Source organism: Shinella yambaruensis, assembly GCF_022899355.1.
Lineage (GTDB): Bacteria > Pseudomonadota > Alphaproteobacteria > Rhizobiales > Rhizobiaceae > Shinella > Shinella yambaruensis.
Map to the genome: position 1 here is coordinate 388,046 of NZ_JALJCK010000004.1, position 25,998 is coordinate 414,043.

At 65.4% G+C, this 25,998-nt stretch carries 25 protein-coding genes and 1 pseudogene; 20 read left to right on the plus strand and 6 right to left on the minus strand.

What is annotated here, in order from left to right; translation table 11 throughout:
* Positions 1–53: 53 nt before the first annotated feature.
* Positions 54–1,436, plus strand: a complete 1,383-nt coding sequence (locus tag MUU56_RS11830; RefSeq protein WP_244767491.1) for a nicotinate phosphoribosyltransferase — start codon at positions 54–56, stop codon at positions 1,434–1,436.
* Positions 1,437–1,494: 58 nt separating this feature from the next.
* Positions 1,495–1,830: a DUF6665 family protein gene (locus MUU56_RS11835; RefSeq protein ID WP_244767492.1), complete on the plus strand. Its 336-nt coding sequence runs from the start codon at positions 1,495–1,497 to the stop codon at positions 1,828–1,830.
* Positions 1,831–1,832: 2 nt separating this feature from the next.
* On the opposite strand, the gene MUU56_RS11840 is transcribed toward MUU56_RS11835, so the two are convergent.
* The 3 genes and pseudogenes from MUU56_RS11840 to MUU56_RS11850 form a co-directional block, all read right to left on the minus strand.
* On the minus strand, positions 1,833–3,083 hold the full coding sequence (locus tag MUU56_RS11840; RefSeq protein ID WP_244767493.1) for a hypothetical protein: 1,251 nt from the start codon (positions 3,081–3,083) through the stop codon (positions 1,833–1,835).
* Positions 3,084–3,134: 51 nt separating this feature from the next.
* Positions 3,135–4,103, minus strand: a pseudogene (locus MUU56_RS11845) (DUF817 domain-containing protein).
* A complete protein-coding gene (locus tag MUU56_RS11850; protein WP_244767494.1) occupies positions 4,015–4,641 on the minus strand; it encodes a ribonuclease D in 627 nt (208 codons plus the stop codon). Before MUU56_RS11850 ends, MUU56_RS11845 begins: the two are co-directional and overlap by 89 nt.
* 110 nt (positions 4,642–4,751) lie before the next feature.
* Between MUU56_RS11850 and MUU56_RS11855 the strand changes: the two genes are divergently transcribed.
* A complete protein-coding gene (locus MUU56_RS11855) occupies positions 4,752–5,030 on the plus strand; it encodes a hypothetical protein (protein ID WP_244767495.1) in 279 nt (92 codons plus the stop codon).
* A gap of 53 nt (positions 5,031–5,083) precedes the next feature.
* The gene (locus MUU56_RS11860) at positions 5,084–6,115 is read left to right on the plus strand and encodes a hydroxyacid dehydrogenase (RefSeq protein ID WP_244767496.1); all 1,032 of its coding nucleotides are present in this window, start codon (positions 5,084–5,086) and stop codon (positions 6,113–6,115) included.
* A 55-nt stretch (positions 6,116–6,170) separates the two neighbouring features.
* On the opposite strand, the gene MUU56_RS11865 is transcribed toward MUU56_RS11860, so the two are convergent.
* The 3 genes from MUU56_RS11865 to MUU56_RS11875 all read right to left on the minus strand — a co-directional run bounded on the left by MUU56_RS11865 (position 6,171) and on the right by MUU56_RS11875 (position 9,914).
* On the minus strand, positions 6,171–6,425 hold the full coding sequence (locus MUU56_RS11865; RefSeq protein ID WP_064328845.1) for a GlsB/YeaQ/YmgE family stress response membrane protein: 255 nt from the start codon (positions 6,423–6,425) through the stop codon (positions 6,171–6,173).
* A 95-nt stretch (positions 6,426–6,520) separates the two neighbouring features.
* A complete protein-coding gene (gene rhaI, locus MUU56_RS11870; RefSeq protein ID WP_244767497.1) occupies positions 6,521–7,810 on the minus strand; it encodes an L-rhamnose catabolism isomerase in 1,290 nt (429 codons plus the stop codon).
* Between the two features lie 10 nt (positions 7,811–7,820).
* Positions 7,821–9,914, minus strand: a complete 2,094-nt coding sequence (locus tag MUU56_RS11875; RefSeq protein ID WP_244767498.1) for a bifunctional rhamnulose-1-phosphate aldolase/short-chain dehydrogenase — start codon at positions 9,912–9,914, stop codon at positions 7,821–7,823.
* Positions 9,915–10,114: 200 nt separating this feature from the next.
* Between MUU56_RS11875 and MUU56_RS11880 the strand changes: the two genes are divergently transcribed.
* The 16 genes from MUU56_RS11880 (at position 10,115) to cheD (ending at position 25,907) form a co-directional block, all read left to right on the plus strand.
* Complete coding sequence (locus MUU56_RS11880) at positions 10,115–10,927, plus strand: DeoR/GlpR family DNA-binding transcription regulator (RefSeq protein ID WP_244767499.1); 813 nt, start codon at positions 10,115–10,117, stop codon at positions 10,925–10,927.
* Positions 10,928–10,957: 30 nt separating this feature from the next.
* Positions 10,958–11,947: a rhamnose ABC transporter substrate-binding protein gene (gene rhaS, locus MUU56_RS11885; protein ID WP_244767500.1), complete on the plus strand. Its 990-nt coding sequence runs from the start codon at positions 10,958–10,960 to the stop codon at positions 11,945–11,947.
* 219 nt (positions 11,948–12,166) lie between these two features.
* Entirely contained in the window at positions 12,167–13,663 is a 1,497-nt protein-coding gene (locus MUU56_RS11890; RefSeq protein ID WP_244767630.1) for a sugar ABC transporter ATP-binding protein, read from the plus strand.
* Positions 13,660–14,646, plus strand: a complete 987-nt coding sequence (locus tag MUU56_RS11895) for an ABC transporter permease (RefSeq protein WP_244767631.1) — start codon at positions 13,660–13,662, stop codon at positions 14,644–14,646. Before MUU56_RS11890 ends, MUU56_RS11895 begins: the two co-directional genes overlap by 4 nt.
* Positions 14,639–15,637 carry an ABC transporter permease gene (locus tag MUU56_RS11900; protein WP_244767501.1) on the plus strand — a complete coding sequence of 333 codons (999 nt, stop codon included), beginning with the start codon at positions 14,639–14,641 and terminating at the stop codon, positions 15,635–15,637. The genes MUU56_RS11895 and MUU56_RS11900 overlap by 8 nt, the downstream gene beginning before the upstream one ends.
* A gap of 3 nt (positions 15,638–15,640) precedes the next feature.
* Positions 15,641–15,955, plus strand: a complete 315-nt coding sequence (rhaM, locus tag MUU56_RS11905) for an L-rhamnose mutarotase (protein ID WP_244767502.1) — start codon at positions 15,641–15,643, stop codon at positions 15,953–15,955.
* Between the two features lie 4 nt (positions 15,956–15,959).
* The gene (locus tag MUU56_RS11910) at positions 15,960–17,321 is read left to right on the plus strand and encodes an FGGY-family carbohydrate kinase (protein ID WP_244767503.1); all 1,362 of its coding nucleotides are present in this window, start codon (positions 15,960–15,962) and stop codon (positions 17,319–17,321) included.
* A gap of 514 nt (positions 17,322–17,835) precedes the next feature.
* Positions 17,836–19,437: a globin-coupled sensor protein gene (locus MUU56_RS11915; protein ID WP_244767504.1), complete on the plus strand. Its 1,602-nt coding sequence runs from the start codon at positions 17,836–17,838 to the stop codon at positions 19,435–19,437.
* A 141-nt stretch (positions 19,438–19,578) separates the two neighbouring features.
* A complete protein-coding gene (locus MUU56_RS11920) occupies positions 19,579–19,878 on the plus strand; it encodes an STAS domain-containing protein (protein WP_244767505.1) in 300 nt (99 codons plus the stop codon).
* Complete coding sequence (gene cheY1 / locus MUU56_RS11925; RefSeq protein WP_024270516.1) at positions 19,875–20,240, plus strand: chemotaxis response regulator CheY1; 366 nt, start codon at positions 19,875–19,877, stop codon at positions 20,238–20,240. Before MUU56_RS11920 ends, cheY1 begins: the two co-directional genes overlap by 4 nt.
* A 25-nt stretch (positions 20,241–20,265) precedes the next feature.
* Positions 20,266–22,536, plus strand: coding sequence for a chemotaxis protein CheA (locus MUU56_RS11930; RefSeq protein WP_244767506.1), 2,271 nt, complete (start codon positions 20,266–20,268; stop codon positions 22,534–22,536).
* Between the two features lie 6 nt (positions 22,537–22,542).
* Positions 22,543–23,010 (plus strand): chemotaxis protein CheW, encoded by a 468-nt coding sequence (locus tag MUU56_RS11935; protein ID WP_244767507.1) that lies wholly within the window; start codon positions 22,543–22,545, stop codon positions 23,008–23,010.
* A complete protein-coding gene (cheR, locus tag MUU56_RS11940) occupies positions 23,007–23,912 on the plus strand; it encodes a protein-glutamate O-methyltransferase (RefSeq protein ID WP_244767508.1) in 906 nt (301 codons plus the stop codon). The genes MUU56_RS11935 and cheR overlap by 4 nt, the downstream gene beginning before the upstream one ends.
* Positions 23,909–24,967, plus strand: coding sequence for a protein-glutamate O-methylesterase CheB (gene cheB, locus MUU56_RS11945; protein ID WP_244767509.1), 1,059 nt, complete (start codon positions 23,909–23,911; stop codon positions 24,965–24,967). The genes cheR and cheB overlap by 4 nt, the downstream gene beginning before the upstream one ends.
* Positions 24,967–25,356: a response regulator gene (locus MUU56_RS11950; RefSeq protein ID WP_023514236.1), complete on the plus strand. Its 390-nt coding sequence runs from the start codon at positions 24,967–24,969 to the stop codon at positions 25,354–25,356. The genes cheB and MUU56_RS11950 overlap by 1 nt, the downstream gene beginning before the upstream one ends.
* Positions 25,353–25,907, plus strand: a complete 555-nt coding sequence (gene cheD / locus MUU56_RS11955; RefSeq protein ID WP_244767510.1) for a chemoreceptor glutamine deamidase CheD — start codon at positions 25,353–25,355, stop codon at positions 25,905–25,907. Before MUU56_RS11950 ends, cheD begins: the two co-directional genes overlap by 4 nt.
* Positions 25,908–25,998: the final 91 nt, after the last annotated feature.

Genomic DNA, 25,998 nt, shown 5'->3' on the forward strand with positions numbered 1-25,998 from the left:
GCACTGTTGCGCCGCCGCTCGTTCGCCGGCCGCGGATGCGGCGGAGACCCTCGATGAACCTCACCAACCTCATCCTCAACACCGACAGCTACAAGTTCAGCCACTACCTGCAATACCCTCCGGAAACCCGCGCCATCTCCTCCTATGTCGAGGCGCGCGGCCATTCCGAGCAGGCGGAAGTGCTGTTCTTCGGCCTCCAGATGTTCCTCAAGGAATACCTGTCGAAACCGGTGACGATGGCGGACGTGGACGAGGCCGAGGGGATCGTCACGGCGCATGGCCTGCCGTTCAACCGCGCGGGCTGGACGCATATCGTCGCGAAACACGGCGGTTTCCTGCCGCTGCTCATCGAGGCGCTGCCGGAGGGCACACTGGTGCGCCGCGGCGTGCCGGTCGCGCAGGTGGTGAACACCGATCCCGAATGCTACTGGCTGACCTCCTATGTCGAGACGGCGCTGCTGCGCGCCATCTGGTATCCGAGCACCGTCGCCTCCAATTCGCGCAAGGTGAGAGAGATCATCCGGCCGATCCTGGAAAAGACCTGCGAGGACCCGGCCGCCGTGCTCCCCTTCCGCCTGCACGATTTCGGCGCGCGCGGCACGACGAGTTTCGAGCAGGCTGGCATCGGCGGGGCGGCGCATCTCGTCAATTTCATGGGTACCGATACGGTAAGCGGCGTGCTGTTCGCGCGCCGTTATTACGGTGCCGAGATGGCCGGCTTCTCCATCCCCGCCTCCGAGCATTCGACCATGACGTCCTGGGGGCAGGAGCGCGAGGCGGAGGCTTATGGCAACATGATCGACCGGTTCGGCGAGAAGGGCCTCTATGCGGTCGTGTCCGACAGCTACGACATCAACAATGCCGTCACGGAGATCTGGGGCAAGCAGTTGAAGGACCGGGTGAAGGCCGCCGGCGGCACGCTCGTCGTGCGGCCGGACAGCGGCGATCCGGTGGAAACGCCGGTTCAGGTCGTGCGCCAGCTCGCCTATGCCTTCGGCACGCATCTCAACGCCAAGGGCTACAAGGTGCTGGACAACAGCGTGCGCGTCATCCAGGGCGACGGCATCTCGCCCGCCGATATCGGCCTCATCCTCGGCCGGCTGGAAGCCTTCGGCTTCTCGGCGGAAAACATCGCCTTCGGCATGGGGGCAGGGCTCCTGCAGAAGGTCAACCGCGACACCTATTCCTTCGCCATGAAGGCCAATGCCAGGCAGGACACCGACGGCGCCTGGCACGACGTTTACAAGCGTCCGGTGACGATGAACCTCAAGGCCTCCAAGGCCGGGCGCCAGGCCGTGGTGGCGGGCATCGGCGGGCTTGAGGCCGCGCGCATCGACCAGCTCGCCGGCCGCGAGAACCTTCTGCAGCCCGTCTGGCGCGACGGCAGGCTCCTCGTCGACTGGACCTTCGACGCCGTGCGCGCCCGCGCCGCCTGAGGCCTTGCGGCAGGGCTCCCGGGGCGCCATCTTTGACTCCGATGACTGGAGACGAAAGATGACGGTTCGCCCGCCGCAGGCGCTCGCCCCCTCCTTCAGCAAGGACACGGGGCTGAGTATCCTCGAATACGAACTGATGTCGGAGCGGGCGGACGCGCTCGGCCGGCACGGGCTGAAGGTGGAGAAGGCGCTGGAACTGCTGGCCGGGCGCCTTGCCGCGGGTTGCGGCGAGGCGGAGCGGGAAGACCTCCTCAACGACGCGGCCGACAAGGTCTGGGCCTTCTTCATCCAGCGGGAAATATGCGGCCTGCGCAGCCAGAAGGACGCGATCCGCCGCTACGCCATTCCGCCGGAGGTCATCGCCCGGCTCGGCATCGTGCGGCGCAAGGCCTGAAACTACAGGGCGACGATCTGGCGCGTGATGAGATCGTAGATGCCGTTGTCGTCAACGCGCAGCGCGAAGATTTCCTTGCGCGCCGCTTCGCGCTCTTCCTGTTCCTGCACGCCGGCTGCGTCGAGCTTGCGAACGGCCTCGCCCGTCGTTTCCGCCGGGATATCCTCGCTGTCGCCGGCTTTTTCCGTCTTGGCGGGGACCTTGTCGGCAAGCTGGGTCGTCTCGGCACCGGCGGCGAGCAGCTGGATCGTGTCGAGCGCGGCGGCGGCCGGATCGTCCCGCCGCTTGTCCTCCCGCACGCCCTTGGCCACATCGGCATGGGCGCGGCCGACCGCGTCCTGAAGGTCCTGCACGTCCTCCAGCTTCTCGCCGGCTTCCAGCGAGCGGATCGTCTCCTCGCGTTCCTTGCGCGTTTGCGCATCCTCGATACGGGTCGGGTCGCGCCGGGTCCGGTCGAGCTTCAGCTCCTCGATGGTCTTCGGGTTCGCCGCGTCCTCCAGACGGGCGAGCACCTTGCGCATTTCGGGCGTCAGCGCCTTCTCGTCCTCGGCCTTCTGCGCAAGCGCATCCTTCACCCGCCCGGCTTCCGTGCCATAGGGATTGCGGATCGCCGCGATGAGATCGCTCGCCTTGAGGCCGAGATCGGTGAGGCCGGATTTTTTCTCGAGCGTTGCCACGTCTTCCGGCAGTTCGCCGCGGAGGCGCGTCAGCATGCCGGAAAGGCGCTGCTCGAAATCGGCATCCGCCTCGCCCTCGCCCTGCGTCACGCCGGCGGCCAGCGCAAGGCGGGCGACGAGATTGGCCGCTGCATCGTCCGACGGGCCCGCCATGGCCTGCCTGACGGCGGTGAGCGTGGTGCCGAGGCCGCGGAGCGTGACGTCGAGCGTGCTGCCCTTGGCGGGAAGCGAGACCTGGTCGACGAGCGCCAGCCGGTCGGCAAGGCGCTGGGCAAAGGCACGGGCGCCCTCGCCATCCTGCTGGGTGATACCGAGCGTGTCGCTGAAGCGGGATATCAGCTTGGCGAGCGTTTCCCCGCCGCGGGCATTGCTGCCGAAGAAATGTTCGTTGATGCGGGCATTGGCCTGCCGCGCCGTGTCGTCGGAGCGCGGGGGCGCCTGTTTCTGCGCGTCGTCCTTCGGCCGTCCGCTGGCCTTCTCGGCCTCCTCGCGGCGGCGCTCCTCGAGCGTTTCGACGATCGACTGCATCGCCGAGACGGCGGCGGTGGACTGCGCGCTCTGCAGGGGTGTCAACATGGCAACCTCCGGTCTCGCCGGAAGAATAGGTCGGAGGGGATTAACCGCGCGTTAAGCCTGCGCCCGCGGGTTTTCAGGGGTATCGGGCGGCTGCGGCCGGCAGACGATCGTCACCAGCACGAAGCTGACATAGAGCAGGAGATACCACGAGCCGAGCTTGGTGAGGGGCACCATGTGCCAGGTCGTCTGGCCCGGATAGAGCCAAACGCCCGTCGCCGTGCCGATGTTCTCGGCGATCCAGAGGAAGATGGAGGTGAGGAAGGCGGCGACGACGAGCGGCATTCAGCGCGGCTTCTCCTCCACCGTGTAATAGATGCGCACGCGCCAAAAGAGGAGCACCGTCGCGGCGAAGAGCACCAGGCGGATATCGACGAAAAAGTGGTGCAGGTAGAAGTTGGCGTAGATGGCGATTGCCAGCACCGCCGTCGTCCAGAAGGGCGGATAATGGGTGAAGCGCATGTCGAAGATGCGGATGGCGCGCGCCATGTAGCTGCCGACCGAGGCATACATGAAGCCGGAAAACAGCGGCACGCCGCCGATGCGGATCACGGCCTCCTCCGGATAGACCCAAGAGCCCATATGGACCTTGAAGATCTCCATGGCCGTGCCGACGAGGTGATAGATGAGGATGACCTTCGCTTCCTCGAAGGTCTCCATCTTCAGCTTGAGGAACGTCACCTGGATGGCGAGCGCCATCAGGAACAGCGCGTCATACCGGTGGATCGGCCAGCCCGGCTGCCAGACGAGTTTCGTGGCGATGATCAGCCCCAGCATGAGCCCGCCGAAGAGGCAGGCCCAGGCCTGCTTCAGCCCGAACAGGATGAACTCGGCAAGGCCGGGCGGGAGCGTTTCGAGCCGGCCGCGGATCAGCCGGCGCAGCGGCTCCAGCGTCGGTCCGGTCTGGTGCTGCCATCCGTTCTGCACGGGCAGCTCAGCTGTGGGCGAAGATGTCGGTCTCTTCCCAGCCGAGGAGGTCGAGCTTGGCGCGGGTCGGCAGGAAGGCGAAGCAGGCTTCCGCATGCGCCAGCCGGCCGTCGCGCACGAGGCGCGCCATCAATTTGTCGCGCAGGGCATGGAGATGCAGCACGTCGGAGGCGGCATATTCGAGCTGCGCGGGCGACAGCGTCTCGGCCGCCCAGTCGGAGGACTGCTGCTGCTTGGAAATGTCGACTTCGAGCATTTCCTTCAGATTGTCCTTCAGGCCGTGCCGGTCCGTATAGGTGCGCGTCAGGCGCGAGGCGATCTTGGTGCAGAAGACCGGCGCCGTGGTGACGCCGAAGGTGTGGAACAGGACGGCGATGTCGAAGCGGCCGTAATGGAAGATCTTCTGGCGGGCCGGATCTTCCAGCATGGCGGTGAGGTTCGGCGCTTCCTTCTGGCCGGCGGCGATGCGGATCACGTCCGCCGTGCCGTCGCCGGGCGAAAGCTGCACGACGCACAGCCGATCGCGGCGCGGGATGAGGCCCAGCGTTTCGGTGTCGATGGCGATCGCGCCGGTATAGCGGGCGGCATCCGCCGCCGAGATGTCACCTTCGTGATACCGGATTGCACTTGCCATGAAAAACCCCATCTAAGCTGTCTCTGTGTCCGCAGGCCTATAGCGCATGTTTCCGGCCTGCGGTACTTCTTTATGGATTGCGAAGGACCGGCCTGCGGCCGAAAGACGATATGACGAAACGATTGATCCTTGCCGCCCTCACCGCGCTGCTCTTCGCCCCCGTTGCCGGCGCACAGGTGTTTCATGACCTTCCCGGCGTCGTGACGACCGAGGCGCACGAAGCCGAAGACCAGGTCTTCTGCGAGCCGCAATACATTCCCGCGCCGGAAAACAGCACGAAGCGCCACTGGGGCCGCACCGTCTATAATTGTACGCGCGGCGGCGTCACGTCGAGCGGCAGCTACCTGCCGCTGTCGCGCGAGCGGAGCCTGCGCGGCTACGACTGGTAGCGCGTCCTTTCATTCCCGGCCGTTCCGGCCGGAGCCATTCATCCGGAGGAGCCATGACCGACGAAAGCCTGCCGCTGGTGATCAGCGCGCCCGAACCGCGCACGCTGGACCTCATCTTCACCACTGCGGCGGAAGCCGAGCTGCGCCGGACCTATCGCATCGTCGAGGCCGATCCGGAAGACATTGCCGGGCTCGGCGACGCGGTGCTTGCAAAGGCGCGCTACATCATCGGCCAGCCGCCGCTCTCTGCCGAAACGCTGGCGCGCATGCCGAACCTGCGGGCGATCCTCAATGTCGAGAGCAACCTCCTCAACAACATGCCCTATGAGGTCCTGTTCGAACGCGGCATCCATGTCGTGACGACCGGCCAGGTCTTTGCCGAGCCGGTGGCCGAACTCGGCCTCGCCATGGCGCTGAACCTTGCCCGCGGCGTGATCGATGCCGATGTCGCCTTCCGCGAAGGCACGGAATTGTGGGGCGGGGAGGGCAACCGGTCCGCGCGCCTCCTCTCCGGTTCCGAGGTCGGCATCGTCGGCTTCGGCGATCTCGGCCGGGCACTGAACCGCGTCCTCTCGGGCTTCCACGCGAAAATCCGCGTCTTCGACCCCTGGCTGCCGCCGTCGATGCTGCGTGAAGCAGGTGTCGAGCCGGCCTCGCTCTCCGAGGTGCTGGCCATGAGCGACTTCGTCTTCGTCGTCGCCTCGGTGACGAGCGAGAACAGGGGCTTCCTCGGGGCCGAGGCCTTCGCCTCCATGCGCAAGGGCGCGGCCTTCATCCTGCTCAGCCGGGCGGACGTCGTCGATTTCCCGGCGCTGATGGCTGCGGTCGCTTCCGGCCATATCGTCGCGGCGAGCGATGTCTATCCGGAAGAGCCATTGCCGGCGGACCATCCGGTGCGCGGGCTGAAGGGCTTCATCCGCTCGGCCCACCGTGCCGGCGCGCTGGACAGCGCCTTCAAGAAGATGGGCGACATGGTGCTGGAGGACATGGCGCTGATGGATCGCGGCCTGCCGCCGATGCGCTGCAAGCGGGCCGAGCGCGAAACGGTCTCGCGCATGCGCTCGAAACCGGTGAGCGTCAACTGAAACGAAAGGCCGTGGCGAGGGATCGCCACGGCCTTTCGGTTTTCGGAAAGCGCGTTCAGGCGCGCTTGATGACCTTGATGAGCACGAGCAGGATCACCGCGCCGATCGTGGAATGGATGATCGCGGCGATGATGCCGCTGCCGAGGCTGATGCCGATGGCCGGAAAGAGGAAACCGGCGATGAAGGCGCCGACGATGCCGACGACGATATTGCCGATCAGGCCGAAGCCGAAGCCCGAAACGATCAGGCCGGCCAGCCAGCCCGCAATGGCGCCGACGATGAGGAAAACGAGAATGCTTTCAATGCCCATACGATGCTCCCTTAGACAGTCTTGTTCTGTCCCTGTCCAATCTGGCAGCCGTTTCCCGGAAAGCAAGAGGGTCTGAGAACTTCTCTTCGGCGGCGTCAGACGATGCCGCCGCCTCCGCTCGCCACGGCGGGCCGTTCCCCCGCCACCTTCGCCCGGTAGCCCGCCGCGCGGTAGGTCGCGACCGGATCGATCGCCCCGCCCGTCTCCAGCCGCGCCATGGCGAGGATCGGCTCCACATCGGTGCGGAAGCCGGCCTTCAAGGTCTCGGACGCCATCAGCGCGTCGTTCGCCTCCTGGTAGCCGGCAAGCGCCGCGCGGTCGACGATCAGCCCCTGCGCATAGGCCCGGCAGACCTCCATGGCGCTGCGCATCAGGCTTTCGATCGGGTCGGTGACATTGTGGCTCTGGTCGAGCATATGCGCCGGCGCAAAACCTTCGGCCTTGCGCATCTCCGCATCCACCAGTTCGTTGAAGACGAGGAAGAGCCGGTAGGGATCGATCGAGCCGGTATCGAGGTCGTCGTCGCCATATTTCGAATCGTTGAAATGGAAGCCGCCGAGTTTCCTGAACTGGATGAGCCGGGCGACGATCATCTCGATATTGACGTTCGGCGCATGGTGGCCGAGATCGACGAGGCACCAGGCTTTCGGGCCGAGTTCCTGCGCGATCAGGTAGTTGGTGCCCCAGTCCTGCACGACGGTGGAATAGAAGGCCGGTTCGTACATCTTGTGCTCGGTGAAGAGCCGCCAGTCCTCGGGCAACGCCTTGTAGATGGCCTTCATCGCATCGAGATACCGCTCGAAGCTCTTGGTGAAATTCGCCTGCCCCGGAAAATTCGTGCCGTCGCCGATCCACACCGTCAGCGCCTTGGAGCCGAGCGCATTGCCGATGGCGATGCATTCGAGATTGTGCTCGACAGCCTGCTGGCGCGTTGCGGCATTCGCATGGGAGAGCGAGCCGTGTTTATAGGAATGTTCCTGCTGCGGGGCATCGGAGAAGGTGTTGGAGTTCATCGCGTCGAAGCCGAGGCCGAGCGCGTTGCCCCTTTCCTTCAGTTCCTTCAGGTCCGTCACCTTGTCCCAGGGAATATGTAGGGAAACCGTCGGCGTGGCGCGCGTCAGCTCCTGGATGACCGCGCAGTCCTCCAGCTTGTCGAAGATGTTGCGCGGCTCGCCCTCGCCGGGAAAGCGCGCAAAGCGCGTGCCGCCGGTGCCGACGCCCCAGGAGGGCACGGCCACCGCATAGGCTGCGACCTTCCGCTTCACCGCATCGATATCGACGCCGCGGCGGGAAAGCCGCGCGCCGAGATGGTCGTAGTCGCTTTTGAGGTCGGCGAGACGTTTCTGGTTCTCGTGCGCGATCACGTCTTCGGAAATCATCGTCATCGGGATCTCCTCAGCGCGTGAAGGACTGGGCATTGCCCGCGTCGACATTGATGATGTTGCCGGTCGATTTCGCCGACATGTCGGAGGCGAGGAAATAGATGGCTTCCGCGATATCCTCCGGGAAGACGGACAGCTTCAGCATGGAGCGCTCGCGGTAATGCGCCTCCAGATCGTCCGTCTTGTAGGTCGCGGCGCGCTGCTCCTTCCATTCGCCGGTCCAGATCTTCGAGCCGCGCAGCACGGCGTCCGGGTTCACCACGTTGACGCGGATCTGTTCGGAGGCGCCCTCCAGCGCCAGGCACCGGGCGAGATGGATTTCGGCGGCCTTCGCCGTGCAGTAGGCTGAAGCGCCGGGGGAGGCGGCAAGGCCGTTCTTGGAGGCGACGAAGACCACGTTGCCGCCCGCCTTCTGCCGGCGGAAGATGCGGAAGGCTTCGCGCGAGACGAGGAAATAGCCGGTCGCGAGAATGCCGATATTCTTGTTCCACAGGTCCAGCGTCGTCTCCTCGATCACAGCCGAGGAGGCGAGGCCGGCATTGGAGACGAGGATGTCGAGGCCGCCGAATTCCACCAGCGTATCGGCGAAACTCCTCGCCACCAGCGCCTCGTCGGTGACGTTCATGGAGACGGAGCGCACGACATCCCTGCCGTAGCGGCCGGCGAGCTCGTTTTCCGCCGCGGCGAGCGCCGCCTCGTCGATATCGGCGAGCACCACGCAGGCGCCCTCCGCCATCAGCCGGTCCGCCGTCGCCTTGCCGATACCGCCGGCCCCGCCCGTGACGAGCGCGATGCGGCCGGCAAGGCTCTTGGGCTTCGGCATGCGCTGGAGCTTCGCCTCCTCCAGCAGCCAGTATTCGATGTCGAAGGCTTCCTGCTCCGGCAGGCCGACATAGTCGGAGACGCCGGAGGCGCCGCGCATCACATTGATCGCGTTGACATAGAACTCGCCCGAAATCCGCGCCGTCGCCTTGTCCTTGGCGAAGGTGATCATGCCGACGCCGGGCACGAGATAGACGACCGCGTTCGGATCGCGCATGGCCGGGCTGTTGTCCCGCCTGCAGCGCTCGTAATAGGCCGCGTAGTCGGCGCGGTAGGCGGCGATGGTGTCGGAAAGGCCGGCCAGCGTTTTTTCGATGTCCGGCGCGGCCGGATCGAAATCGACGACCAGCGGCCGGATCTTCGTGCGCAGGAAATGGTCCGGGCAACTCGTGCCGAGCGCGGCAAGCGGCGCAAGGTTCTTCGAGGTCACGAAATCGAGCACCGCTTCCCCGTCGTCGAAATGGCCGACCTTCTTCTCATCCCGGCCGATCATGCCGCGGATGACCGGCATCAGCTTTTCCGCGATGGCCCGGCGTTCATTGGCGGAAAGCACCGGCTTCACCGCGCCGCCGAAGGCAGGTGCGGTATTGTTCTCTTCGAACCAGGCAATCGCCTTGTTGATGATCTCGATCGTCGTCTCGTAGCATTCCCTGGCCGTATCGCCCCAGGTGAAGAGGCCATGGCTTTCCAGCACCACGCCGCGCGCGCCGGGATTTTCCAGGCAGAACTTTTCCAGCCACAGGCCAAGTTCATAGCCCGGCCGCTTCCAGGGCAGCCAGCCGATGTCGTCGCCGAAAATCCTCTGCGTCAGCTCCCGGGAGTTCTTCGCCGCGGCGATGGCGATGATCGCGTCGGGGTGCATGTGGTCGACATGCTTCTTCGGCACATAGGCGTGCAGCGGCGTATCGATGGAGGCGGCGCGCGGGTTGAGGTTGAAGGTGCAGTGCGGCAGGTAGCCTACCATCTCGTCCTCATGCGCGATGCCGCGGTAAAGCCCCTTCAACGCATTGAGCTTGTCCATGTAGAGCGTGGCGAATCCATCCATCCTGATGGTGCCGACATCGCCGCCCGACCCCTTGACCCAGAGCACCTCGACCTCGCCCGCGCCGAGCGGGTCCGTCTCCATCACCTTCGCGGACGTGTTGCCGCCGCCGTAATTGGTGATGCGCTTGTCGGAGCCGAGCAGGTTGGAGCGATAGAGCAGCCGCTCGGATTCGCGCATGGCCGACGCCTTGGCGTCGTCCCACAGGTTGGCAAGGCGTGCGCCCCGGTTCGTCTCCAGCATCGGCATTTCCTCCCGGTGTTTCTCATGCGCATGGCTATCGCCGCGCTTGAAGGCATGCTTTCAGATCACATGAGAGCATCGCCGATGTCAATCATAAACGATCAAGAACAATCATATTGCGCTGCACAATGAAAAAATATGATTGATCATGATTGACATTGCGCGTTCCTGATGGAAGCATTGCCAGCACTGGAGGAGCCATGCACGAGAAGGAAAGACATCGGATCATTCTGTCCGCGGTTCAGGAAAAGCCGGTCGTCACCGTGCCCGAGCTGGTGGACCTGACCGACAGTTCGGAAGCGACGATCCGGCGCGACATCGCGGCGCTGCATGTGCAGAAGAAGCTGCGCCGGGTGCGCGGCGGGGCGGAGGCATTGCATCCGCCGCAATTCGTCGGCCTCGCCGGCCGGCCCTTCACCGTCAACGAAACCCTCAACACCCGCCAGAAGCAGGCGATCGCCAAGGAGGCGGTCGCGCTCTGCGAGGATGGCGACCCGATCATCATCAACGGCGGCACCACCACGTTCCAGATGGTGCATTTCCTGACCAACCGCCGCATGCAGGTCTTCACCAACTCGTTCAACATCGCCGAGCACCTGCTGAAGCACTCGAAGAACACGATCATGCTCTCCGGCGGCACGATCTACCGCGAGCAGAACATCGTGCTCAGCCCCTTCGACAATGACGTGACGCGCAATTTCTATGCGCGCCGCATGTTCATGGGCGCGCAGGGCCTCGGGCCGCTCGGCCTGATGGAGGCCGATCCGCTGCTGATCCAGGCCGAACAGAAGCTGATCGACCAGGCGGACGAACTCGTCGTGCTGGTCGATTCCACGAAATTCAAGAAGCGCTCCAGCCTCATCCTGTGCGGGCTGAAGCGCATCGCCACCATCATCACGGATTCGGGCATCGAGGACAGGGATGCCGCGATGCTGGAGGAGGCCGGCGTCAACCTGATCGTCGCGAACGTTCAGGCCGACGCCAAGACTGGGAATGCACCCTCATCGGCGTGAGGCCGATGGATTTCACTGGGAGGAGACGTCGTGAAAATCCTGAAGACATTGCTTGTGACGGCGGCCGTTTCGGTCGCGCTGATCGCCAACACCGCGCAGGCGGAAACCAAGAAGATCGCCCTCGTCGTCAAGGCGCTCGGCATCGGCTTCTTCGAGGCCGCCAACAAGGGCGCGCAGGAGGCCGCCAAGGAACTTGGCGACGTCGAGGTCATCTATACCGGCCCGACGACGACGACCGCCGAAGGCCAGATCGAGGTGATCAACTCGCTGATCGCCCAGAAGGTCGATGCCATCGCCGTCTCGGCGAACGATACCAATGCACTGGTGCCGGCCCTGAAGAAGGCGATGGACCGCGGCATCAAGGTGATCTCGTGGGATTCGGGCGTCGCGCCCGAGGGCCGTTCGATGCATCTCAACCCGTCGTCGAACCCGCTGATCGGCAACATGATCATCAAGCTCGCCGCCGATAACCTGCCCGAGGGCGGGGACGTCGCCGTGCTCTCGGCGACCGCCACCTCGACGAACCAGAACACCTGGATCGCGGAGATGAACAAGGTGCTGCCCAACTACAAGGGCATCAACGTGGTCGCCACCGTCTATGGCGACGACCTTGCCGACAAGTCCTATCGCGAGACGCAGGGCCTCATCCAGTCGCATCCGAACCTGAAGGCGATCATCGCGCCGACCTCCGTCGGCATCGTCGCCGCCGCGCAGGCCGTCACCGATGCCGGCAAGATCGGCCAGATCAATGTGACGGGCCTCGGCCTTCCCTCGGAGATGGCCGGCCATGTGAAGTCGGGCGCGTCCAAATCCTTCGCGATCTGGAACCCGATCGACCTCGGCTATTCGGCGACGATGATCGCCTATGACCTGATCGGCGGTGCGGAAGCCAAGCCCGGCGCGGAGCTGAAGATGGGCCGCATGGGCACGGTCAAGCTCGACGACAACAATGAGGGCGCGATGGCCGACCCGTTCGTCTACGATGCCTCGAACGTCGAGGAATTCGCCAAGATCTTCTGATCTGGCGTTGCTGAGCGGAACGACGCCCCTCATCCGGCCTGCCGGCCACCTTCTCCCCGCAAGCGGGGAGAAGGAGACGTGCCGCAACGCCTCCGTTCCCTCGCCCCGCTTGCGGGGAGAGGGCCAGGGTGAGGGGCGGCCGAGCCCGCATTGCCCGCTATCGAGCATGAAACCCAACCGGTGGACGACGACTTGCTGCAGGACACGACCACATCGCGGATGAAGCCCGCCATCGCGCTCGAAGGGATCTCGAAAACCTTCCCCGGCGTGCGCGCGCTCAGCGAGGTTTCGCTCGCGCTCTATCCGGGCTCGGTGACGGCGCTGGTCGGCGAGAACGGGGCCGGCAAGTCGACGCTGGTGAAGATCCTCACCGGCATCTACCAGCCGGACGAGGGCAGCATCCGCGTCGACGGCGCGGAGACCCATTTCCCCACCGCCAATGCGGCGGCGAAAGCCGGCGTCACCGCGATCCATCAGGAAACCGTGCTCTTCGACGAACTGTCCGTTGCCGAGAACATCTTTCTCGGCCACGCCCCGCGCACTCGTCTCGGCCTCATCGACTGGCGACGAATGAACGCCGACGCCCGCGCGCTGCTCGCCCGCGTCGGGGCCGATCTCGACCCGTCGATCCGCCTGCGCGACCTCGGCATCGCCAGCAAGCACCTCGTCGCCATCGCCCGCGCCCTTTCCATCGACGCCCGCGTCGTCATTATGGACGAGCCGACGGCGGCTTTGTCGCACAAGGAAATCCACGAGCTTTACGAGCTGGTCGACCGGCTGAAGGCGGACGGCAAGGCGATCCTCTTCATCTCCCACAAGTTCGACGAGATCTTTCGCATCGCCGACCGCTACACCGTCTTCCGCGACGGGCGCATGGTGGGCGAGGGGCTGATTTCTGAGACGACGCAGGACGATCTCGTGCGCCTCATGGTCGGCCGCGATGTCGGCCAGGTTTTCCCGAAGCAGGACGTCGCCATCGGCGAGCCGGTTCTCACCGTCTCCGGCTATCGCCATCCGACGGAATTCGAGGACATCCATTTCGAGCTGCGCCGCGGCGAGATCCTTGGCTTCTACGGCCTCGTCGGCGCGGGGCGCTCGGAATTCATGCAATCGCTGATCGGCATCACGAAACCATCGGCCGGCGCGATAAAGCTGCATGGCGAGATCAAGGTCATCCGCTCGCCGGCCGAGGCGATTGCGGCCGGCATCGTCTATGTGCCGGAGGAGCGCGGCCGGCAGGGCGCGATCATCGGCCTGCCGATCTTCCAGAACGTCACGCTGCCCTCGCTCTCGCGCACCTCGCGCGCCGGTTTCCTGCGCATGGCGGAGGAATTCGCGCTTGCGCGGGACTATACGTCGCGCCTCGATCTGCGCGCCGCCTCGCTCGACCAGGATGTCGGCACGCTTTCGGGCGGCAACCAGCAGAAGGTGGTGATCGCCAAGTGGCTCGCCACAAGGCCGAAGGTCATCATCCTCGACGAGCCGACCAAGGGCATCGACATCGGCTCCAAGGCCGCGGTGCACGCCTTCATGAGCGAGCTTGCCGCCTCGGGCCTCAGCGTCATCATGGTGTCTTCGGAAATCCCCGAGATCATGGGCATGGCCGATCGGGTCATCGTCATGCGCGAAGGCCGCATCGCCGGCCGTTTCGAGCGGGCGGAGCTGACGGCGGAAAAGCTGGTGCGCGCCGCCGCCGGCATCGAGGAGGCTGCCTGATGAAGGTCCTGCTGAAGAACCGCGAAATGCTGCTGGTCGTGGCGATCGCCCTGTTGGTGGCGCTGATCGCCCTGCGCTTCCCGCCCTTCGTGACGCCGCGCAACCTCGCCAATGTCTATAATGACACGTCGATCCTGATCATCCTGGCGCTCGGCCAGATGGCCGTCATCCTGACGCGCTGCATCGACCTGTCCATGGCGGCGAACCTCGCGCTTTCCGGCATGGTCGCGGCCATGCTGAACGCCGCCATGCCCGGCCTGCCGATCCCGCTGATCATCCTCGTCGCGATGGCGCTCGGAGCCGTGCTCGGCGCGATCAACGGCCTCCTCGTCTGGAAGCTCGATATCCCGCCCATCGTCGTCACGCTTGGCACGCTCACCATCTATCGCGGCCTGATCTTCCTTCTCTCCGGCGGCGCTTGGATCAACGCGCACCAGATGAGCGACGCCTTCAAGGCGCTGCCGCGCACCGCATTTCTCGGCTTCCCGCTGCTCTCCTGGCTGTCGCTGGTCATCATCGCGCTGATGGTGGTGGTGATGCGCCTGACGCCGCCCGGCCGCGCCTTCTTCGCCGTCGGCGGCAATCCGCATGCCGCTGTCTATACCGGCATCGATGTCGGCCGCACCCGTTTCCTCGCCTATTGCCTGTCGGGCACGCTCGCCGGCCTTTCCGGCTATCTCTGGGTCTCGCGCTATGCGGTCGCCTATGTCGATATCGCGGCCGGCTTCGAACTCGATATCATCGCGGCCTGCGTCATCGGCGGCGTGTCGATCGCCGGCGGCATCGGCTCGGTTGGCGGGGCAGTGCTCGGCGCGCTGTTCCTCGGCGTCATCAAGAATGCGCTGCCGGTCGTGAACATCTCGCCCTTCGCCCAGATGGCGATTTCCGGCACGGTCATCATCATCGCCGTCGCCGTGAACGCGCGTGCCGAAAAGCGCAAGGGGCGGGTCATCCTCAGGAAAGCGGAGGCGGCCCATGGCTGAGACCCAGATGGTTGCGCGCCATATCCCCGACCGGCTGGAAGGGCGCGGCGCGCGCTTGGTGAAGAGCTGGGAGACGCTGCTCGTCGCCGTGGCGCTGGCGATCTTCCTCGTCAATTCCTTCGCCTCGCCCTATTTCCTCGATCCGTGGAACCTGTCCGACGCCACCTTCAATTTTACCGAAAAGGCGATGATCGCCTTCGCCATGGCGCTGGTCATCATCTCCGGCGAGATCGACCTTTCCGTCGCCTCGGTCATCGCGCTCACTTCCACGGTGATGGGCTATGCGGTGCAACTCGGCTTCGATACACCCGCATTGGTTCTGATCGGCCTTGCCACCGGCCTCCTCTGCGGCGCCTTCAATGGCCTGCTCGTCACCGGCCTCGGCCTGCCGTCCATCGTCGTCACCATCGGCACGATGAGCCTTTTCCGCGGCCTCTCCTTCGTCATCCTCGGCGACCAGGCGTTTACCGGCTATCCGGCCAGCTTTTCCTGGTTCGGGCAGGGCTATGTCTGGTGGGTGTTCTCCTTTGAATTCTGCCTGTTCCTGGCGTTGGCCATCCTCTACGGCGTCGTCCTCCACAAGACGAATTTCGGCCGCGCCGTCTATGCCATCGGCAACAACCAGACCGCCGCGCTCTTCTCCGGCGTCCGCGTCGGCCGGGTGAAGTTCGTGCTCTTCCTGCTGACCGGCCTGATGGCGGCGGTCGCCTCGATCTGCCTCACCGCACGCCTCGGCTCGACACGCCCCTCCATCGCGCTCGGCTGGGAGCTGGAAGTGGTGACGATGGTCGTGCTCGGCGGCGTCAACATCCTCGGCGGCTCGGGCACCATCCCCGGCGTGGTGCTGGCGGCGCTGATCATGGGCATGGTCACCTTCGGCTTCGGCCTCCTGAATGTGCCCGGCATCGTCATGTCGATCTTCATCGGCCTGCTCTTGATTTCCGTCATCGCCCTGCCGATCCTCTACCGGCGCTTCCGCGGGAGCCGTTGAGCCATGGAGAAATACGCCTTTCGCATGCGGCTGAACCCCGGCATGGCGGCCGAATACAAGGCGCGGCACGATGCGATCTGGCCGGAACTCTCGGCGCTTCTGCGGGAGGCCGGCGTTTCCGACTATTCCATCCACCTCGACGAGGAGACGAACCTGCTTTTCGGCGTGCTTCGGCGGCGGGAGGACCACACGATGGCGGACCTGCCGAACCATCCCGTCATGCAGCGCTGGTGGGCCCATATGGCCGATATCATGGAGACGAAGCCGGATAACGAGCCCGTCGCCGTGCCGCTCCTCACCGTCTTCCATATGGAATGAGCCGATGAAAACCATCGCCGTCATCGATATCGGCAAGACGAACGCCAAGGTCGTGCTCGTCGATGGCGGGGATTTTCGCGAGGTCGCCGCCCGCACCATGCCGAACGGCGTGGTGAACGCCGCGCCCTATCCGCATTTCGACACGGAGAAACTCTGGACCTTCATTCTGGAAAGCCTCGCCGCGCTCAGCCGGGAGCGCCCGGTCGACGCCATCTCCGTCACCACGCACGGGGCCACGGCTGCCCTGGTCGGCGAAGACGGCGATCTCGTCTTGCCGGTGCTCGACTATGAGCATGACGGCCCGCAGGCGCTGGCGGAGGCGTACGGGACCATCCGGCCGCGTTTCGAAGACAGCGGCACGCCCGTCCTGCCCGTCGGGCTCAATGCGGGCCTGCAAGTCTACTGGCAGTCGAAGACGTTTCCGGACGCGTTCGGCAAGGTTCGCTGGCTGCTGATGTACGCGCAATACTGGTCCTTCCGCCTCACCGGCGTCGCCGCCAGCGAGGTGACGTCGCTCGGCTGCCATGCCGATCTCTGGGAACCGCGCAACGGCCGCTTCTCCAGCCTGGTCGAAAAAGAGGGTTGGATGAGGCTGATGCCTCCGGTGCGCAAGGCCGGCGACGTGCTCGGCCCGGTCCCGCCGGACATCGCGGCGGCGACGGGCCTGCGGCCGGATGTGCCGGTCCATTGCGGCATTCACGATTCCAACGCCTCGCTGCTCCCCTATGTGCTGACGCGCGCCGCGCCCTATGCCGTCGTGTCTACCGGCACCTGGGTCGTGGTGATGGCGATGGGCGCACGGCCCGTCCTGCTGGACGAGGCACGGGACACGCTGGTCAACGTCAGCGCGCTCGGCGAGCCGGTGCCGTCTGCACGCTTCATGGGCGGCCGTGCCTTTTCCACGCTCGGCGGCCGGTCCGGCGACCTGCCGGCCTCTGCCGTCGGGGAAGTGTTTCGGCGTGGCGCCATGCTGTTGCCGTCGCTGCCGCAGGAGTCCGGTCCGTTCCCCGGCCGCAGGGCGACGTGGACCGTGCCGCGCGAGGAACTGAGCGAAGAGGCGGCGCAGGCCGTCATCGCCTTCCACCTCGCCCTGATGACGGCGACCTGCCTCGACCTGATCGGCGCGGACGGACCCGTCATCGTCGAGGGGCCGTTCGCCGCCAACCGAGCCTTCCTGATGATGCTGAAGGTCGCGACGGGGCGTGCGGTGCTCGCCGGCGGCAGCGCGACCGGCACGAGCATCGGCGCCGCCTGCCTTGCTGCCGGAAGGGCACCGGAGCCGGCGCTGGTTTCGGTGGACGGCGATCTGCCCGAGGGCGCGGCGGATTACGCGGCGCGCTGGCGAAGGCTTGCGGCCGAGGGCTGAAGGTCGCTCAGAACACCCGGGCCTTGGCCGGGGTGCGCTCCGCATCGATGTCGAGAAGTAGGTAGATGGCGGCGAGCGTCGCTGCTGCGATCATCGTCGCGCCCAGTGCCAGAACAATCATTGCCCGTTCCTCCTGACATCATTGTCAGTCAACGGTCGCATCCTGCGCGCGCGAGCTTGCGCGAGGCTGACGCTACGTCGGATCGTTTTAATTTTAGCGATACCACAAGCAAGCCGTGAACCATTAACCTTCAGGCAAGGAATTAACCATAAACATTGGACTACACGTCGGAATGGGAAATTCGCCGTTTCTCACCCAGGCATGATGCCGAACCGCCGTACCGGATCCGAGCCGGTATTCGAGTTTCACAGAATTTGATCATGGATCGACGGGTGGCGCCGCGCGCCGCCTCGCGAGCGCGGCTTGGGCCGCCAGCTTCTCTCCATGCGAGAATTCGGCGGCCGCCCGAAAGGCGGCCGGGCATCATGGTTTGGGAGCATACGGGTGCAGGAAATGCCGGCAGAACAGGCTCGAACGGGACAGGCGGCCAGCCTGCGCGACCGTTTGCGCTTTGCCGGCGTGGACGCTGCCCAGGGCGAGGTGCTCCGCCGCCACCGCCAGACGCTCGAACGGCATGTCGAGACGGCGCTGCGCGATCTCTTCCAGCGTTTCCAGACCTTTCCGGATGCCGCCCGCCATTTCCAGAGCGAGCGCCAGATCGACCGCCTGCACGACCTCCAGAGCTCCCATTGGAGCGTCCTGACCGACGCGCGGTTCGACGGCCTCTATGCGGAGCGGGTGAAGGTGCTCGCCGACAGCGAAAGCCAGATGGGCCTCGACCCGCGCTGGCGCATCGCCGGCCATTCGGTCATCGTCGAGACGGTCGTCAGCGGCCTCATCGAGGAATATTGGCCGAAATCCATCCTGCCCGGCGCGGGCAAGGCTCGCCGGCAGGAACTGACCGACCTCATCTCTGCCTTCCTGCGCACGGCGATGGTGGACGCCGAGATCGGTGTTTCGCTGCGCTTCAACGAATTGCGCCACGCCCACCACCGGGCGCTCGGCGAGCAGCGGCGGGAAGACCGCGCCGAACTCGACCGCGTCTTCGGCGAGACGATCCGCAGCCTGGCACAGCTCGATTTCTCCGCCCGCGTTTCCGGCGAGATGCCGGAGGCCTGGCGTGACATGGCCGAGACGCTGAACAGCGCGCTCGACGAGATCCAGTCCCGCCTCGCCGCGGCCGCGGACCGCGCGAGCGAAGGCGATCGTCTCGTCGGCACGCTCGCCTCCGGCGCCGGCGCGCTGTCGATCCGCTCGGCCGAGCAGTCGGCGAACCTGATAGAAACGGCCAATGCGCTCGGCGCGATCGTCGAGCGCGTACGCCAGACGCTCGGCGAGACGCGCAAGGCGCAGTCCGCGGCCGCCTCCACGCAGGCCTCGGTCGCGCTCTCGGGCAACATCGTCGGCGAAGCGATGTCGGCCATGGCGGATATCGAGGCTTCGGCGGAAAAGATCGGCCAGATCATCGGCGTGATCGACGAGATCGCCTTCCAGACCAATCTGCTGGCCCTCAACGCCGGCATCGAGGCCGCCCGCGCCGGTGACAGCGGCCGCGGCTTTGCGGTCGTCGCGCAGGAAGTGCGCGCGCTCGCCCAGCGTTCGGCGGATGCGGCACGCGAGATCAAGCAGCTCGTGACGAGCACCAAGGCGCAGGTCGAGGCCGGTGTCGAGCACGTCCACCGCACCCAGGACGCGATCGGCAACATCGTGCGCCAGGTCGAGGGCATCAACGAGGCGATCACGGGCATCGCGCATGAGAGCGCGGTCGACGCGGAAGGGCTCGACGGCGTGACGGCCGATATCGGCCGCACCGGCCGTGCGCTCGAAGCGGACGCGGCGGATGCCGCTCGTGTCGGCGAGGCGGGCAGCGACCTCCATACCGTCATCCTCGAACTCGGCCGCACGATCCGGGAATTCCATGTTTCCGCGCAGCGCGACCTGCGCCGCCCGGCACGGCCCGCGCCGGCGGAAGCACGCGCGGCCCCCGAACGCACCGAACCCCAGGCTTCTCCCCTCGATTTCCTGACGGCCCGCACCGTCGGCCTTGGAGGCTGAGATGGCGGCAAGACGGCCACGGCACTGGTTTTCGACGGCCCGCAGCCGGCTTTCGGAAGAAAGCCACCCGCCTGCCGCTTCGACGGGCGGGACGGCGATTTTGGACAGACGCAGACACGGTTTCAAACAAGGAACACGGTAATGGCGAGCAAGAAAGCCGCTCAGAAAAATTTAAGCCTTGCCCCCGTTCTCGATCTCAACGAGGCGACGGTCCTGCACAAGCAGCTCATGGGTCTCAAGGGCAACCCGCTCGTCATCGACGCCTCGGCGGTCGAACGGGCCGGCGCGCTCTGCGCCCAGGTGCTGATGGCCGGCGCCAGGAGCTGGGAAGAGGACAAGCAGCCCTTCACCTTCGGCAAGGTTTCCGATCCTTTCATGAAGACAATGCAACTTATCGGTGTGAATATTGATCACTTGCTGGCACAGGAGGCTAGGCAATGAAGAAAAAGGTCCTGACCGTGGATGATTCCCGGACCATCCGGAACATGCTTCTGGTCACGCTCAACAATGCGGGCTTCGAGACCATCCAGGCCGAAGACGGCGTGGAAGGGCTGGAAGTCCTGGAAAACGCCAACCCGGACGTCATCGTCACCGACATCAACATGCCGCGCCTCGACGGTTTCGGCTTCATCGAGGGCGTGCGCCGCAACGAGAAGTACCGGGCGATCCCGATCCTCGTGCTGACGACCGAAAGCGACGCGGAGAAGAAGAACCGCGCCCGCCAGGCCGGCGCGACGGGCTGGATCGTCAAGCCTTTCGATCCGACCAAGCTGATCGATGCAATCGAGCGCGTAACCGCCTAAAATCACTAGTCCAGGATTACTCCCGATGGATATGAACGAAATCAAGGAGATCTTCTTCCAGGAGTGCGAGGAGCAGCTCGCCGAACTGGAATCCGGTCTCTTGAAGCTGAACGACGGTGATCGCGACCCGGAAACGGTCAATGCCGTGTTCCGCGCCGTGCACTCGATCAAGGGCGGTGCCGGTGCCTTCGGCCTCGACGATCTCGTCTCCTTCGCCCATGTGTTCGAGACGACACTGGATTGCGTTCGATCCAACAAGCTGGAGCCCACCCAGGACGTCCTCAAGGTCATGCTGAAATCCGCTGACGTTCTGGCGGACCTGACCAATGCGGCGCGCGACGGCGGCAGCGTCGACGAGGCCCGCAGCCGCACCCTCATCCGCGAGCTGGAAGCACTCGCCCACGGCGAGGTGCCAACCGCCGCCGAGGCGCCCGCGCCAAAGCCCGCTCCCAAGGCGGCCGCGCCGGCGCCGGTGATCGAAAAGCCGCCGGTCAACGATGAAGGCTTCCAGCCGATCCCCTTCTCCTTCGGCGATTTCGACGAGGAGCCGGCCGCTCACTACGTGCCGACCGTCCAGGTCGACTTCAAGCCGAAGAAGGATCTCTACGCCAAGGGCAACGAGGCGGTGCTCCTCCTGCGCGACGTCTCGCGTCTCGGCGAGATGAGCGTCTATTGCGACATGGACAGCCTGCCGCCGCTCGACAAGATGGACCCGGAGGAAGCCTATTTCTCCTGGAAGATCTCGGTCACCACCGACAGGGGCGAGGACGGCGTGCGCTCCGTCTTCGAATTCGCCGAGTGGGATTGCGATCTCGATATCCGCACCATCGAGGAGGACGTCGTCGGCGAAGTGACGGACGACGAGGAACTGCCGATGCAGCCCGTGCCGTTCGACCTGTCGATGCTCGACGAAAGCGGTTCCGCCGCCGGCGGGGAAGACGAGCCGGCGGTCGTTGAAAGCGATGCCGCCGCTGCCGTCGCTGCCGCCGAAACCGCCACCAAGGTTTCCCAGGCCGCCGGCCGCGCCGCCGAGAATGCCAAGGCCGCCGCTTCGGCCGCCAGCGCCGCCCAGGCCAGCCAGACCGCCGCCGGCCAGACGATCCGGGTCGATCTCGACCGCGTCGATCGCCTGATCAACCTTGTCGGCGAGCTCGTGATCAACCAGGCGATGCTCTCGCAGAGCGTCGTCGAGAACGATACGAACGGCACGTCCTCCATCAATATGGGCCTGGAGGAGCTGCAGCAGCTCACCCGCGAGATCCAGGATTCGGTGATGGCGATCCGCGCGCAGCCGGTGAAGCCGGTGTTCCAGCGCATGGCCCGCACCGTCCGCGAAATCGCCGACATCACCGGCAAGTCGGTCCGCCTCATCACGGAAGGCGAGAACACCGAAGTCGACAAGACCGTCATCGACAAGCTCGCCGAGCCGCTGACGCACATGATCCGCAATGCGGTCGACCACGGCCTCGAAATGCCGGAGAAGCGCGAAGCCCTCGGCAAGAACCCGGAAGGCACGGTCCGCCTCACGGCGAAGCACCGCTCGGGCCGCATCGTCATCGAGCTAGCCGACGACGGCGCCGGCATCAACCGCGAGAAGGTGCGCCAGAAGGCGATCGACAACGACCTGATCGCGGCGGATGCGAACCTGTCCGACGAGGAAATCGACAACCTGATCTTCCACGCCGGCTTCTCCACCGCCGACAAGGTGTCGGACCTGTCCGGCCGTGGGGTCGGCATGGACGTCGTCAAGCGCTCCATCCAGGCGCTCGGCGGCCGCATCTCGATCTCCTCGAAGCCGGGGCAGGGCTCCGTCTTCACCATGAGCCTGCCGCTCACCCTTGCCGTGCTCGACGGCATGGTGGTCACTGTCGCCGGCCAGACGCTCGTCGTGCCGCTGACGGCCATCGTCGAGACGCTGCAGCCGGAAGCCCCGGCCATCCATTCCTTCGGCGCCTCGCAGCGGCTCATCTCGATCCGCAACTCCTTCTGCCCGCTGGTGGATGTCGGCCGGATCCTCAATTTCCGCGCCACCCAGGCCAATCCGATCGAGGGCGTCGCGCTGCTCGTCGAATCGGAAGGCGGCGGCCAGCGCGCCCTCATGGTCGATGCCATCCAGGGCCAGCGCCAGGTCGTCATCAAGAGCCTGGAGGCGAACTATACCCACGTCCCCGGCATCGCCGCCGCGACCATTCTTGGCGACGGCCGCGTCGCCCTCATCCTGGACGTCGATGCGGTGGTCGCCGCTTCGCGCGGCCAGTCCTTGAAACAAGACATCTCGCTTGCTGCCACCGGTTGAGAAGCCATGACGACGTATGCGGTAAAGAATCTCACGCACGGACGCGAACTGATCGCCTTCAGGATCGGCGAGCAGGAGTTCTGTGTGAACATCATGTCGGTCCGGGAGATCCGTGGATGGACCCCGGCGACGTCGATGCCGCACGCGCCGCCCTATGTGCTTGGCGTCATCAACCTGCGCGGCGCCGTGCTGCCGATCGTCGACCTGTCGCTGCGCCTCGGCATGAAGCCGGCCGAACCGACCGTGCGCCATGTCATCATCGTCGCCCAGGTCGGGCCGAAGGTGGTGGGCCTGCTGGTGGATGCGGTCTCCGACATCCTGACCGTGACGAATGAGAACATCCAGCCGACCCCGGACATCGCCAACGAGACGGAGAAAGCCTATGCCCGCGGCATCCTCGCCATCGAGGGGCGCATGATCTGCCTCATCGAGCTCGATTCCCTGTTCCCGCATACCGAAAGCGAAGCCGCATGACCTATTCTTCGGCCATCGACACGCGGCAGCCGCCCGACGAGTGCCTGGCGAGCGGCGAATATCCGCTGACGCGCAAGGATCTCTCCGAGATTGCGGCGATGATCTATGCGGATGCCGGCATCTACCTCAACGAGACCAAGGCATCGCTGGTCTATTCGCGCCTGTCGAAGCACATTCGCCAGCTCGGCCTGAAGGGCTTCAAGGAGTATTGCGCGCTGGTTTCCTCGCCGGCCGGCGCATCGGCGCGCAAGGAAATGCTGTCGCACCTGACGACGAACTTCACGCGTTTCTTCCGCGAGAACCATCATTTCGAGCACCTGAAGAACGAGGTCCTGCCGGAGCTTCTCGCCCGCGCCCGCAACGGCGGCCGCGTGCGCATCTGGTCGGCCGCCTGTTCGGATGGCCAGGAGCCCTATTCGATCGCGCTTACCGTGCTCTCGCTGATGCCGAACGTCGCCGACTACGACTTCCGGATTCTCGCGACCGACATCGACCCGAAGATCCTCGCCGTCGCCCGGGCCGGCGCCTACGACGCCAATGCGCTCGAAACCGTCAGCCCCGCCATGCGCAAGCAGTTCTTCCGGGAGACGGATGCGGGCGGGCGGCAGAAATGGCAGATCGACGACCGGGTGAAACGGCTCATCACCTTCAACGAACTGAACCTGATGGCGCAATGGCCGTTCAAGGGGCCGTTCGACGTCATCTTCTGCCGCAACGTCGTCATCTATTTCGACGAGCCGACGCAGATGAAGATCTGGTCGCGCTTCGCCGGCATGCTGGGCGACAACGGCCACCTCTATATCGGCCATTCCGAGCGCGTCTCGGGCGAGGCGAAGAACCAGTTCGACAATATCGGCATCACAACCTACCGCTACACCGGTAAGCACAGGAGGAGCGCATGATGGCACCCGCGCGCGTACTCGTCGTCGATGATTCGCCGACCATGCGCGGCCTGATCACGGCCGTGCTCAACGCCGACCCGGACGTCAATGTCATCGGGCAGGCCGGCGACGCCATGGAAGCCCGCAACGCGATCAAGCAGCTCAATCCCGACGTCGTGACGCTGGATATCGAGATGCCGAACATGAACGGGCTCGAATTCCTCGACAAGATCATGAAGCTGAGGCCGATGCCGGTCATCATGGTCTCGACGCTGACGCACCGCGGCGCGGAAGCCTCGCTGATGGCGCTGGAGATCGGCGCCTTCGATTGCGTGGGAAAACCGCAGCCGGGCGATGCCCGCCCGTTTGGCGACCTCGCGGAGAAAGTGAAGGCCGCCGCCAGATCGCAGCGCCGCCAGGTCCGCACGGACGTGCCGCCGCTGGCGCCGACCGCGGCCAACGTCAATCCGGCCGCCACCTACAGGCCCGGCCGCCGGGTGATCGCCATCGGCGCCTCGACGGGGGGCGTGGAGGCGCTGATCGCGGTCCTGCAGAAATTCCCGGTCAACTGCCCGCCGACGGTCATCACGCAGCACATGCCGCCGACCTTCACCAAGAGCTTCGCCGACCGGCTGAACCGGCTCTGCGCCCCTGTGGTGCAGGAGGCGACGGACGGCGCGCGGCTCGAGATCGGCAAGATCTACCTGGCCCCCGGCGGCGAACGCCATCTTCAGATATCCAACCCGCATGCACCCTGCTGCCGGCTGGTCGAGCGGGATCCGGTCAACGGTCATCGCCCGTCGGTGGACGTGCTGTTCGATTCGGTGGCCGAGCTTGCCGGCCGGAACGCCGTCGGCGTCATCCTCACCGGCATGGGGCGGGACGGGGCGAGCGGCCTGTTGAAAATGCGTCACGCAGGGGCGCGGACCATCGGTCAGAACGAGAAAACCTGCGTCGTATATGGAATGCCGAGAGTGGCTTTCGAGCTTGGCGCCGTAGAACACCAGTTTCCGCTCTCCTCCATCGGGGAGGAAATCTTGAAAATCACTGCGGCCCGTAGAGAAGGGAGCGAATAATGTCTATCGCTGAAAAAATCAAAGTCCTCATCGTCGACGATCAGGTGACGAGCCGCCTCTTGCTGGGCGATGCCCTGCAGCAGCTTGGCTTCAAGCAGATCACGGCGGCCGGCGACGGCGCGCAGGGCATGGCCATCATGTCCCAGCAGCCGCACCACCTCGTCATCTCCGACTTCAACATGCCGAAGATGGACGGCATCGAGTTCCTCCAGGCGGTGCGGTCCAACCCCACCACCAAGAAGGCGGCCTTCATCATCCTGACGGCGCAGGGCGACCGCGCGCTGGTGCAGAAGGCGGCGGCGCTGGGCGCGAACAACGTTCTCGCCAAGCCGTTCACCATCGAGAAGATGAAGGCGGCCATCGAAGCCGTGTTCGGGGCATTGAAATGATCTCAGACGCCGGGGCGCGCCGCGTCCATGTCATTCAGGGCGAATACAAGGTCTTCAACGATCCGAGCGTGGTGCTCACCACCATTCTCGGCTCGTGCGTGGCCGCCTGCATGCGCGACCCGGTCATTGGCGTCGGCGGCATGAACCACTTCCTGCTGCCGGGCTCGGCCGAGGCCATGGCATCGGGCGGCGACGCCACGCGCTACGGCGTGCATCTGATGGAGCTTCTGATCAACGGCCTCCTGAAGCAGGGCGCGCGGCGCGACCGGCTGGAGGCGAAGATCTTCGGCGGTGCCAGGACGATCGCGCGCTTCTCCAATGTCGGCGAGCAGAACGCGCGCTTCGCGCGGCAGTTCCTGATGGACGAAGGCATCAAGGTCGTCGGCGAGAGCACCGGCGGCGAGCATGGCCGCAAGCTGGAATACTGGCCGTCGAGCGGCCGGGCCCGGCAATATGCGCTGACGGGCGTCGAGACGCAGAAGACGGTGGCGCTGGAACAGCGGCCCGCGCCCGCCGCCAAGCCCGTCGAAAGCTCGATCGAATTCTTCTGAGCGGGCGTTGCGCCGCAAGGAAGCAGAAGTAAAAGCGTATGTACGTTGCCGGTTGCGACATCGGGTCCGCCGGCCCCGTACGGGGAAGAGG

Excerpts from the sequence above, each read along its gene's own strand:
- MUU56_RS11920 (WP_244767505.1), top strand. The coding sequence starts at position 19,579 with ATGGCGAGCAAGAAAGCCGCTCAGAAAAATTTAAGCCTTGCCCCCGTT.
- MUU56_RS11850 (WP_244767494.1), bottom strand. The coding sequence starts at position 4,641 with ATGGCAAGTGCAATCCGGTATCACGAAGGTGACATCTCGGCGGCGGAT.
- MUU56_RS11900 (WP_244767501.1), top strand. The coding sequence starts at position 14,639 with ATGGCTGAGACCCAGATGGTTGCGCGCCATATCCCCGACCGGCTGGAA.
- MUU56_RS11915 (WP_244767504.1), top strand. The coding sequence starts at position 17,836 with ATGCCGGCAGAACAGGCTCGAACGGGACAGGCGGCCAGCCTGCGCGAC.
- MUU56_RS11865 (WP_064328845.1), bottom strand. The coding sequence starts at position 6,425 with ATGGGCATTGAAAGCATTCTCGTTTTCCTCATCGTCGGCGCCATTGCG.
- MUU56_RS11910 (WP_244767503.1), top strand. The coding sequence starts at position 15,960 with ATGAAAACCATCGCCGTCATCGATATCGGCAAGACGAACGCCAAGGTC.
- MUU56_RS11860 (WP_244767496.1), top strand. The coding sequence starts at position 5,084 with ATGACCGACGAAAGCCTGCCGCTGGTGATCAGCGCGCCCGAACCGCGC.
- MUU56_RS11830 (WP_244767491.1), top strand. The coding sequence starts at position 54 with ATGAACCTCACCAACCTCATCCTCAACACCGACAGCTACAAGTTCAGC.
- MUU56_RS11930 (WP_244767506.1), top strand. The coding sequence starts at position 20,266 with ATGGATATGAACGAAATCAAGGAGATCTTCTTCCAGGAGTGCGAGGAG.
- MUU56_RS11950 (WP_023514236.1), top strand. The coding sequence starts at position 24,967 with ATGTCTATCGCTGAAAAAATCAAAGTCCTCATCGTCGACGATCAGGTG.
- cheD (WP_244767510.1), top strand. The coding sequence starts at position 25,353 with ATGATCTCAGACGCCGGGGCGCGCCGCGTCCATGTCATTCAGGGCGAA.
- cheY1 (WP_024270516.1), top strand. The coding sequence starts at position 19,875 with ATGAAGAAAAAGGTCCTGACCGTGGATGATTCCCGGACCATCCGGAAC.
- MUU56_RS11840 (WP_244767493.1), bottom strand. The coding sequence starts at position 3,083 with ATGTTGACACCCCTGCAGAGCGCGCAGTCCACCGCCGCCGTCTCGGCG.
- MUU56_RS11835 (WP_244767492.1), top strand. The coding sequence starts at position 1,495 with ATGACGGTTCGCCCGCCGCAGGCGCTCGCCCCCTCCTTCAGCAAGGAC.
- cheR (WP_244767508.1), top strand. The coding sequence starts at position 23,007 with ATGACCTATTCTTCGGCCATCGACACGCGGCAGCCGCCCGACGAGTGC.
- MUU56_RS11935 (WP_244767507.1), top strand. The coding sequence starts at position 22,543 with ATGACGACGTATGCGGTAAAGAATCTCACGCACGGACGCGAACTGATC.
- MUU56_RS11855 (WP_244767495.1), top strand. The coding sequence starts at position 4,752 with ATGACGAAACGATTGATCCTTGCCGCCCTCACCGCGCTGCTCTTCGCC.
- MUU56_RS11875 (WP_244767498.1), bottom strand. The coding sequence starts at position 9,914 with ATGCTGGAGACGAACCGGGGCGCACGCCTTGCCAACCTGTGGGACGAC.
- MUU56_RS11890 (WP_244767630.1), top strand. The coding sequence starts at position 12,167 with ATGAAGCCCGCCATCGCGCTCGAAGGGATCTCGAAAACCTTCCCCGGC.
- cheB (WP_244767509.1), top strand. The coding sequence starts at position 23,909 with ATGATGGCACCCGCGCGCGTACTCGTCGTCGATGATTCGCCGACCATG.
- rhaI (WP_244767497.1), bottom strand. The coding sequence starts at position 7,810 with ATGACGATGATTTCCGAAGACGTGATCGCGCACGAGAACCAGAAACGT.
- rhaM (WP_244767502.1), top strand. The coding sequence starts at position 15,641 with ATGGAGAAATACGCCTTTCGCATGCGGCTGAACCCCGGCATGGCGGCC.
- MUU56_RS11880 (WP_244767499.1), top strand. The coding sequence starts at position 10,115 with ATGCACGAGAAGGAAAGACATCGGATCATTCTGTCCGCGGTTCAGGAA.